Origin of the sequence: Pantoea stewartii subsp. stewartii (genome assembly GCF_008801695.1) — a bacterium.
In the GTDB taxonomy this organism is placed as follows: domain Bacteria; phylum Pseudomonadota; class Gammaproteobacteria; order Enterobacterales; family Enterobacteriaceae; genus Pantoea; species Pantoea stewartii.
In genome coordinates this window covers 52,967-62,095 of sequence record NZ_VZPF01000020.1, presented here as the reverse complement: position 1 = coordinate 62,095, position 9,129 = coordinate 52,967, and the positions used below count along the sequence as shown (strand labels likewise).

At 57.1% G+C, this 9,129-nt stretch carries 7 protein-coding genes and 1 pseudogene; 3 read left to right on the top strand and 5 right to left on the bottom strand.

Annotated features, from left to right (window positions below):
• A partial coding sequence (locus F7Q90_RS07710; protein ID WP_151160719.1) for a transposase domain-containing protein occupies positions 1–97 on the top strand: 97 nt, incomplete at its 5' end.
• 29 nt (positions 98–126) lie between these two features.
• Here F7Q90_RS07710 and F7Q90_RS07705 read toward each other — a convergent pair.
• From F7Q90_RS07705 to F7Q90_RS07685, 5 genes and pseudogenes are all read right to left on the bottom strand, one after another.
• Positions 127–783, bottom strand: a pseudogene (locus F7Q90_RS07705) (oxidoreductase); the annotation flags it as partial.
• 78 nt (positions 784–861) lie between these two features.
• Positions 862–1,779: an arabinose operon transcriptional regulator AraC gene (araC, locus tag F7Q90_RS07700; protein ID WP_006119067.1), complete on the bottom strand. Its 918-nt coding sequence runs from the start codon at positions 1,777–1,779 to the stop codon at positions 862–864.
• A gap of 72 nt (positions 1,780–1,851) precedes the next feature.
• Positions 1,852–2,838 carry an L-arabinose ABC transporter permease AraH gene (araH, locus tag F7Q90_RS07695; RefSeq protein WP_006119066.1) on the bottom strand — a complete coding sequence of 329 codons (987 nt, stop codon included), beginning with the start codon at positions 2,836–2,838 and terminating at the stop codon, positions 1,852–1,854.
• Positions 2,839–2,850: 12 nt separating this feature from the next.
• The gene (gene araG / locus F7Q90_RS07690; protein WP_006119065.1) at positions 2,851–4,371 is read right to left on the bottom strand and encodes an L-arabinose ABC transporter ATP-binding protein AraG; all 1,521 of its coding nucleotides are present in this window, start codon (positions 4,369–4,371) and stop codon (positions 2,851–2,853) included.
• A 118-nt stretch (positions 4,372–4,489) separates the two neighbouring features.
• The gene (locus F7Q90_RS07685; RefSeq protein WP_006119064.1) at positions 4,490–5,473 is read right to left on the bottom strand and encodes an arabinose ABC transporter substrate-binding protein; all 984 of its coding nucleotides are present in this window, start codon (positions 5,471–5,473) and stop codon (positions 4,490–4,492) included.
• Between the two features lie 365 nt (positions 5,474–5,838).
• Between F7Q90_RS07685 and F7Q90_RS07680 the strand changes: the two genes are divergently transcribed.
• Both F7Q90_RS07680 and araA read left to right on the top strand, forming a co-directional pair.
• Positions 5,839–7,524: a ribulokinase gene (locus F7Q90_RS07680; RefSeq protein ID WP_006119063.1), complete on the top strand. Its 1,686-nt coding sequence runs from the start codon at positions 5,839–5,841 to the stop codon at positions 7,522–7,524.
• A 12-nt stretch (positions 7,525–7,536) separates the two neighbouring features.
• Complete coding sequence (gene araA, locus F7Q90_RS07675) at positions 7,537–9,027, top strand: L-arabinose isomerase (protein WP_006119062.1); 1,491 nt, start codon at positions 7,537–7,539, stop codon at positions 9,025–9,027.
• Positions 9,028–9,129 lie beyond the last annotated feature (102 nt).

Sequence of the window (9,129 nt, the reverse complement as noted above, 5' to 3'; positions counted from 1 at the left end):
GACGTGGTTGCGTTACGTCATCGGTCATATACAGGACTGGCCGGTGAACCGGGTCCGCGATCTGCTGCCATGGAAGGTCGAGCTTCCCTCTGCCTGAACGTCAATACGGTCTGAATGCGACGCTTACGGATAGGTCAGCGTCGCATGAAAATAGTCGGTGGTCTGGGCACCCGGCCGCATTTCCGCCAGATCAACGTTAATCGCCACCGGCGGGCCAAACAGCTGTAGCGCCTGATCCAGCAGGTGCGGTCCCAGATCGTACCAGATGCCGCTGCCCGCCCCTTTCATCTCGCGCCAGCGCTGCCGTACTTCCAGACGGAAACGGTCAAAGTGCGATTCAAAATAACGCACCTCACCCAGCTCACCCGCTGCCAGTAAGCCTTTCAGCGGCAGGAAATCACTGTCCCAACTGCGGTTATGGAATACGGATAACAGCAGCCCTTTGGCTTTAGCTAAGGCATCCAGCTCGCGCGCCTGTGACAACGTCACGGTGAACGGTTTGTCCACCACGACGTGCTTCCCTGCGTTGAGTGCGGCTTTAGCCAGAGGGAAGTGCGTATCATTCGGTGTAGGGATAACAATCAGATCTAACGTAGGATCGTCGAACAGGGCCTAGGGCTCGGCGACGACCTGCACGGCGGGCCAGTCGGCATGGACTTTGCTGGCATCGCTGCTGGAGATGGCAGCCAGTTCAACCTCCGGCGTGCCCGCGATCAGGGGCGCGTGGAAGGTTTTGCTGGCAAAGCCATAGCCGATGAGTCCTACTCGCAGTTTCTCGCTCATTCCTTTTCCTCATTAATCGCTAACCAGACTGATTTAAGACTAATAGTCGGGTCAGGACAAGGAGGATTCCCCTTAAAATCAGGAGACTGAGCGCCGTGCACCGTTCCAGGCGCTCTGACTGGCTAGATTATCGTGTACGTCCTGATTGCGGCGGCGGAAATCACTCGGGCTGACGCCGACGCGCTTACGGAAGACGCGCGAAAAGTAAAGCTGATCGTCGTAGCCCACTTCACGCCCAATGCTGGCGATGGGTTCCTGGGTGGTTTGCAGCAGCAACTTAGCGCGAATGACGCGCTGATCTTCCCGCCAGCGAAGCAGGTTCACGCCCATTTGCTCGCGGAACAGGTGCGCCAGCCGCGAAGGCGACAGACACACATGGCGCGCCACTTCCTCGATTTTGACCTCGCTGGCCAGATGATTATTCACATACTGGCAGGCTTCGATGATACGGGGATCGCGGATTTGCTGATGGTTACGTGGATCTTCTTCCACCGCCCGTAACAACAGCCGTTCCAGCAAATTCATTGCCAGTTCTTCGGCAAAACGACGCGATGAGTTGTGGGTTTGTTCAATGGTGGCAAACAGGCGATCAAATTCGCCCCGCAGTGACTCCGGTAAGCGCAGCCGCCCGACGCCTTCCTGTTCATCCTGCCAGCGCAGCCAGTCATGCCAGTACGCGCGCGGACGAAAATAGACCCAGCGGTGAAACCACTGCGGACTGTCGGGCGCCCGACCATAATAGTGAGCCGTTTTTGGCTGGAACAGCAGCATTTCACCCGGTTCACAGTCAAAGGCCTTTTCGCCGTCGAACACCCGCCCTTTGCCTTTAATGGTCAGGTTGAGAATATAGCCCTTCATGCCGTGTGGGCGATCAATAAAGAAATCCAGCGGACCATCCGCGGTGATCGGGGTTAATCCCGCCACCAGCCAGGCATTAAACGCGTATCCGGGCAGCAAAGGGTTCTGCTGCTCTGCCGGTAATTCACGGTGATACATACTGTCCTCACTTCGTCGTTGATTGATCACGCGCGGACGCCTTTCGCGTCCGCGGGAAGGTTTCACGCCAAATCAGACTTTATTCTTTTGTTTGTAGCGGTCGAATATCACCGCTGCCAACAGTATCAAACCCCGCACAACATACTGTGAGAATGGCGAGATATTTAATAAATTCATCGCATTCTCAACGGTGCCCAGAATCAGTACCCCGGCGATCACATAGGAGATTTTGCCGATGCCGCCCTTCAGTGACACGCCGCCCAGTACGCAGGCCGAGATGACCACCAGTTCATAACCAATTGAGGTCATGGGCTGACCGCTGGTCATGCGTGACGCCAGGATGATGCCCGCCGCCGCAGAAACCAGGCCAGAGAGAATAAAGATAATGATGCGGGTACGCACAACCGGCACGCCCGCCAGCCGTGCAGCCTCTTCATTCCCGCCAATCGCCAGCGTGTTGCGGCCAAAGGTGGTTTTGTTCAACAGGAAGGCGAAGATCACCATGGTACCCAGCGTGATCCAGATGGGCGCAGGCACGCCCAGCCAGTTGGCGAAGCCCAGTACGAAGAAGCGCTCGTCTTCGATGCCCACCGCTTTACCGTCCGAGAAGATATAGGCCAGACCGCGCACAATCTGCATGGTCGCCAGCGTGGTAATCAGGGCGTTGATTTTCAGTCGGGCGATAACAAACCCGTTGATAAATCCGGTGATGACACCGAGTAACAGCCCGGCCGCCACCCCCAGCCAGAGGCTCTCGCTCATATTGATCACCACGGCGGTGACCACGCCCGCGCAGGCAATCACCGAGGCCACCGACAGGTCAAAATCGCCGGAGGCCAGGCAGAACAGCATACCGCAGGCCACCATGCCGGACATCGACATGGCCAGCCCCAGGCCTTTCATGTTGATAAAGGAGCCAAAGTTAGGGACAAAGATCGCACAGGCGATGAACAGCAGGGCAAACACCACCAGCATGCCAAAGTTGTCCCAGACGCGCCCAAAATGCACACCCCGGCGAGGGGCGGCTGGCGGCGTATTTGATGTCGTGGAAGAAGTCACGGTACTCTCCTGTCAGGCCACGGCGGCCGCATGTGTCGTTTTAGGCATGGCCAGGCTCAGCGTCAGCTGCTCTGTGGCCTCGCCATGCAGTAATTCCCCGGCGACCGCCCCTTCGCGCATCACGATAATGCGGTCGGCCAGGCCCATCACTTCCGGGAGATCGCTGGAGGCAAACAGCACCGCAATGCCGTTGTTCGCCAGCTGGTAAATCAGGTTATAAATTTCGTGTTTAGCCCCGACATCAATGCCGCGGGTAGGCTCGTCCAGCAAAATCACCTTGATCTCCTCGGACAACCAGCGGCCAAGAATGGCTTTTTGCTGGTTACCGCCGGACAGGTTCATGATCAACTGGTCAGCGCTGGGCGTTTTGATTTTGAGGGAACGGATATGGCTGTCGGCATTCTTCACCTCCCAGCCGTTTTTGATCAGGCAACCGGCGGTGAGGTTATGACGGCGGGCGCTGATGTTGATGTTGTCGCGCACCGAATGCACCGGAATAATGCCTTCGGCTTTGCGATCTTCAGGGCACAGCATCACGCCCGCCCGAATCGCATCAATTGGCGCCGTCACGTTAAGGGGTTCCCCGTCCAGCAGAATGCGGCCACCGCGCAGGCGCGTGGCACCAAACAGCCCTTTCAGCAGTTCGGTGCGTCCCGCGCCCACCAGACCAAACAGGCCGACAATTTCCCCGGCATGCACATTCAGCGAGATTGGCGCTCTGACGCCCTTCGCCTCCACGTCCTGTAGCGCCAGCCGTACCGGGCCTTTTTCCCGCGGCGCGTAGCCGTAGATATCACCCAGATTACGTCCGACCATCGCCTGCACCAGATCGTCGTGATGCGTATTGGCCATGTCCGTAAAGGTGCGCACATAGCGCCCGTCTTTAAACACGGTGATGGCGTCACTGAGGGCAAAAATCTCTTCCATACGGTGCGAGACATACAGCACCACGCGCCCTTCCGCGCGCAACTGGCGGATCACCCGAAACAGATTGTCGATTTCGCGTGCGGACAGCGAGCTGGTTGGCTCATCAAAGGCAATGATGCGCGCGTTACGGGCCAGCGCTTTGGCAATCTCAACCATCTGCCACTGGCCCAGCGACAGGTATTTCAGCGGCATGTCCGGATCGATGTCCATACCTAAATTTTTCAGTTGCAGCCCGGCTTCGTAACGCAGCAGCTTGCGGTTTACCAGGCCATGCTTATGCGGCAACTGGCCCAGATAGATATTCTCCGCCACGCTCATTTCGGGCACTAAATGCAGTTCCTGGTAGATAATGGCGACACCCGCATCCAGCGCATCCGTGGTGTGCTGGAAATTCATCGGCTTGCCTTTGATGCGAATCTCGCCGCCACTGGGCAGATAGCTGCCGCTGAGGATTTTAAGCAGTGTCGATTTACCGGCACCGTTTTCCCCCATCAGCGCGTGCACCTGACCGCCATGGCATTCAAATGAAATATCCTGCAGCGCTTTCACGCCGGGAAAAGTTTTACTGATGCCATGAAACGACAGAAAGGCTGAATCAGTGTTCATGGTGTCTCCAATAGATGGCTGTGAGGAATCGGGGCACCTGACGCTCAGGCTGAACATCGTCGCGGTGTTCAGCCCTGCTTTCCTGATGACCCGATGGGGTTATCCGTACTGCCTGTTATTACATCAACCCTTTCTTCGCCAGCTCGGTTTTGAAGTTGTCACGCGTAATCAACACGACGTCTGTCACTTCGGTGAATTTCGGTGGCTCCTGTCCTTTGCTTACCCAGTTGTAGAGCATCTGGCTGCTCTTATAGCCATGGATGTCCGGACTTGGCAGCAGTGAGCCATAGAAGCCGGTCGCGTTGGCTTTTGACAGTTCGCTGACGGCGTCGACGCCGTTGATACCGATACCGATCACGTCAGCGGCTTTAAAGCCCTGACCTTCGGTTGCACGCACGCCGCCCAGCACGGTGTTGTCGTTCATGCCGACAATCAGCCAGTGCTTCACTTCAGGGTGCTGAACCAGCAGGGAGTTACCGGCATCAAATGCGCCGGGGATGTCATTCGATTTGGTCGGGACCTGATAGATCTGTTTTTCCGGGAAGCCGGCCGCTTTCAGGGCATCCATCGAACCACCGGTACGACGACGCGCGGTATCCAGTTCGTTAGCGGTGATCGCCATCACGGCGGTGTCTTTGACATCCCAGCCGCGTTTCTGCATTTCTTTATACAGTTCCTGTCCCTGACGTTCGCCAATTTTGGTCGCGGCCATCATGACCAGCGGTACGCTGTCCATCGGCTTGCCTTTGGCGTTCACAAACTGATCGTCCACGGCGATCACCTTCAGGCCATAACCGCGCGCCTTTGCCATGATGGCGGAGCCGAGTTTGGGATCCGGTGTGCAGATCACGAAGCCTTTTGCGCCATTCGCGGCCAGGCTGTCGATAGCGTTAAGGGTTTTTTCGCCGTCCGGAACGGCAATTTTGATCACCTCAAAGCCCAGGTCTTTACCGGCTTTATCCGCAAATTTCCATTCGGTCTGGAACCAGGGTTCTTCCGGCTGCTTCACCAGAAAACCCAGCTTCATGGTCTCGGCGATAGCTGATTGTGACATAACCGCTGCCAGCCCGATGGCTGCCAGCGCTTTAGTGAATTTATGCATGATGCTCTCCGGCGCTAGTGGTTTTATCGCTGTTAAATACAGATCGGTGTAAACGCTACCAGTTCACTCTCTTTTGTAGGTACAGATGTAAATCAGCACATTAGCGGGAGCCATGTGGGTAGCCTGCTTAAACGCTGGCCTAGTTTTAGCGGGAATGAAGAAGAAAAATGTAGAGCGGTATCACATCTTAAAATCACGACAGAATGATCCATATATTCAGCAAATTTAACCGTCTGTTAACTTTTGCAATGGATCACAAATTCACTGCTTGTGGCAGAAAAGTGCATATTCTCAGCCAGCCGTGACTAACCCTTCTTTTTTACACATCTCAGGATAAGGAGGTTTATTCACAACAGGAGAGTCAAATGCGTACTGAAGCCATCACCCTGGGGCTGGACTTTGGTAGTGATTCGGTGCGTGCGCTGGCGGTGGATTGTCACACTGGTCAGGAGCTGCACAGTGCCGTGGCCAACTATGCACGCTGGCAGCAGGGACTTTACAGCGATCCTCACAGCAACCGCTTTCGTCACCATCCTCAGGACTATATTGATGCTATGGAGCAGGCCATGCTGGGTGTGCTCGCGGCGCTGAGCGACACGCAACGGGCCGCCGTCGTCGGCATCGGTGTCGACAGCACCGGCTCCACCCCCGCTCCGATCGATCGTGACGGCAAGGTACTTGCCCTGCGGCCGGAGTTTGCGGAAAACCCCAATGCGATGTTTGTGCTGTGGAAAGACCATACGGCCATTGAAGAAGCGGAAGAGATTAATCGCCTGTGTCGCAGCGGCCGCTTTACCGATTACAGCCGCTATATCGGCGGGATCTACTCGTCGGAATGGTTCTGGGCCAAGATTCTTCATATTACCCGCCAGGATGCTGCCGTGCGCGATGCGGCCGTGTCCTGGGTTGAACTCTGTGACTGGGTGCCCGCCTTACTCAGCGATACCGTCGCCCCGGACAAACTCCGTCGTGGGCGTTGTGCCGCTGGCCACAAAGCGCTGTTTCATGCTGACTGGAACGGCTTACCCGACGCCGACTTCCTTAACGCGCTGGACCCGGCGCTGACTCAACAGCTGGATTCTCCCCTGTTCAGCGAGACCTGGACCGCGGATATCCCGGTGGGCACGCTGAGCCCGGAATGGTCGCAACGCCTGGGTTTACCGCAGCAGGTTACGATTTCGGGCGGCGCATTTGACTGCCATATGGGCGCGGTCGGCGCCGGTGCGCGACCCTATACCTTAGTGAAAGTGATTGGCACGTCGACCTGCGACATCCTGATTACTGACACCGGGAAAGTCGGCGACCGCGCCATCAAAGGCATCTGTGGTCAGGTTGATGGCAGCGTCGTGCCGGGCACGATTGGTCTGGAAGCAGGCCAGTCGGCGTTTGGCGATATTTATGCCTGGTACAGCCGCCTGCTGGGCTGGCCGCTGCAGCTGGCAGCGCAGCACCATCCCGAACTTAAACCGCAGTTGGCTGAGATGCAAACGTCACTGATCACCCGTCTGACCGAGGCCTGGGTCGCCAGTCCGCAGTTGGATCACCTGCCCGTAGTGCTGGACTGGTTCAACGGCCGCCGTACGCCCAATGCCAACCAGCGCCTGAAAGGGGTCATTACCGACCTGAATCTCGGCACGGATGCTCCGGCCCTGTTTGGCGGCCTGATTGCGGCCACCGCCTTTGGTGCCCGCGCCATCATGGAGTGCTTCGAGCAGCAGGCAATTCCGGTGGAAAACATTCTTACCCTCGGCGGCATTGCCCGTAAATCCCCCGCCATTATGCAGGCCTGCTGCGACGTGATGAACCGGCCGCTGGATATCGTCGCCTCCGATGAGTGCTGTGCGCTGGGCGCAGCCATCTTCGCTGCCGTCGCCGCGGGTGTTCACCGCGATGTGGAGCAGGCACAGGACGTCATGGCCAGCCCGATTGACGTGACGCTGCAGCCCGATCCGCAGCGCGTCGCGCGTTATCAGGCACTTTATCAACGCTATCAACAATGGTGCGAGACGGCAGAACCCCATTATGCCGCCCGTTCCGCTTCCGCTAAGTAAAGGAGTGGTTTTATGCAACAGTTCAACGTGTGGTTTGTCATTGGTACACAGCACCTCTACGGCGCGGAAACGTTACGTCAGGTTGAACACAATGCCCGGCAGGTGGTGGACGGATTAAATCAGGAGGGTTTGCCTGTACGTCTGACGCTGAAACCGCTGGTCAAATCGCCTGATGAAGCGCTGTCGCTGTGCCGTGACGCCAGTCACGATCAAAACTGTATCGGTATCATTACGTGGTTGCATACCTTTTCGCCGGCCAAAATGTGGATCGGCGGATTGAATGTCTTAACGAAGCCCCTGCTACAGTTTCATACCCAGTTCAATGCCGAGATCCCCTGGGACAGCATGGACATGGACTTTATGAACCTGAATCAGACGGCGCACGGTGGCCGTGAGTTTGGCTTTATTGGTGCGCGCATGGGCCTGCAGCACAGCGTGGTGACCGGCCACTGGCCGGATAAACACAGCCAGCAGCGCGTCGCCAACTGGATGCGTGCGGCGCTGGCCAAACAGGCCAGTCAGCATCTGAAAGTCGCGCGTTTTGGTGACAACATGCGTGAAGTCGCGGTCACCGAAGGCGATAAAGTGGCGGCGCAAATCCAGTTCGGCTATGCGGTTAATGGCTGGGGCGTGGGGGATTTGGTGGAGGTGATCAACAGCGTCAGCGAGGGTGATGTCAATGCACTGGTTGACGAATATGAAAGCCAGTATCGTTTCTCCGACGTGGCCGCCGCAGGCGGTGAAAAACGGCAAAACGTACTGGACGCCGCACGCATCGAGCTGGGCCTGAAGCGTTTTCTGGACGACGAAGGCTGCAAGGCGTTTACCACCAACTTCCAGACGCTGCACGGCATGACGCAGTTGCCCGGCCTGGCGGTACAGCGCCTGATGGGCCAGGGTTATGGCTTTGCGGGCGAAGGAGACTGGAAGACCGCCGCCCTGCTGCGCATCTTTAAAGTGCTGGCGGGTGACCGTCCCGGCGGCACCTCCTTTATGGAGGATTACACTTACCACTTCTCTCCGGGCAACGATTTAGTGCTGGGTTCTCATATGCTGGAAGTGTGCCCGTCTATCGCGCGGGAAGAGAAGCCGCTGATCGACGTGCAGTTCCTCGGCATCGGCAACAAAGCCGATCCGGCGCGTCTGATTTTCTCCACGCCGGCTGGTCGTGCCATTAACGCCAGTGTGATCGATATGGGCGATCGTTTCCGCCTGCTGGTTAACGTAGTGGACGCGATTGAACAGCCTAAACCACTGCCAAAACTGCCGGTAGCCCGCGCATTGTGGAAAGCGCAGCCGTCTCTGGCGACCGCCTCTGAAGCCTGGATTCTGGCAGGCGGTGCGCACCATACGGTGTTCAGTCAGGCTCTGACGCTGGACGATATGTATCTGTACGGCGAGATGCACGGCATTGAAGTGCTGGTGATTGATGAGCACACCCGGCTTCAGGCCTTTAAAGATGCGCTGCGCTGGAATGACGCCTATTACCATATGAAGCGCTAAGCACCGCTAGCGAACGCATTAACAAAGCGGCGGGTCAGCCCGTTGGCGGCCCGCTTTTTTTATGCGTCGCGCTCAACCTGAGGTACAGCGTTACTGCCCTGA